Source organism: Caballeronia glathei, assembly GCF_000698595.1.
GTDB lineage: Bacteria > Pseudomonadota > Gammaproteobacteria > Burkholderiales > Burkholderiaceae > Caballeronia > Caballeronia glathei.
The window spans coordinates 1-470 of record NZ_JFHC01000306.1 but is presented as its reverse complement, the minus strand read 5'-3'; the positions used below and the strand labels follow the sequence as shown (position 1 = coordinate 470).

Sequence of the window (470 nt, the reverse complement as noted above, 5' to 3'; positions counted from 1 at the left end):
GATTCGCGACGAGGCCCATGCAGATGAGGCCGATCACGAGCTGGCCCCACCGGTTCGGGGTCCTGGTCGCGCGCGCGGGCGCGGGGGTGGAACTATGTGCCATGTCTCAACATCTCCTTCGGTTTTATGGCGCTCGGTTGGCGCTTCCTGTATCAATGAACTCGTGCGTCGACGCACCTCGATGTTGTTATGGTTATTAAGGCGTGTTTTGCATGTAGCGCGCGTACGCGCCATGTTTCAATGCGCCGTCACCCGCGCCGCGCATGCGCCGCGAGTCGATGGCAGGTTCCGGATTGCAGTTGCGCAGGATGCTTGGGCGCAGGTCTTGATCTTCGGTGAATCGGGCGGCCGCGTCAGGGATCGCTGCAACCATGCCCGTTGGTGGCACGTGCGTCTGTGTCGTGCAAGGGAGCGGAGCGCTTCATGGATACGATGTTCGCGAAGTATTGCGGGGACCTGCAACGCGCCGC

General features: G+C 62.1%; 1 protein-coding gene. It reads right to left on the bottom strand.

The window, feature by feature from the left end; all coding sequences use genetic code 11:
* Positions 1-196: 196 nt before the first annotated feature.
* On the bottom strand, positions 197-373 hold the full coding sequence (locus BG61_RS43145) for a hypothetical protein (protein WP_161783742.1): 177 nt from the start codon (positions 371-373) through the stop codon (positions 197-199).
* Positions 374-470: the final 97 nt, after the last annotated feature.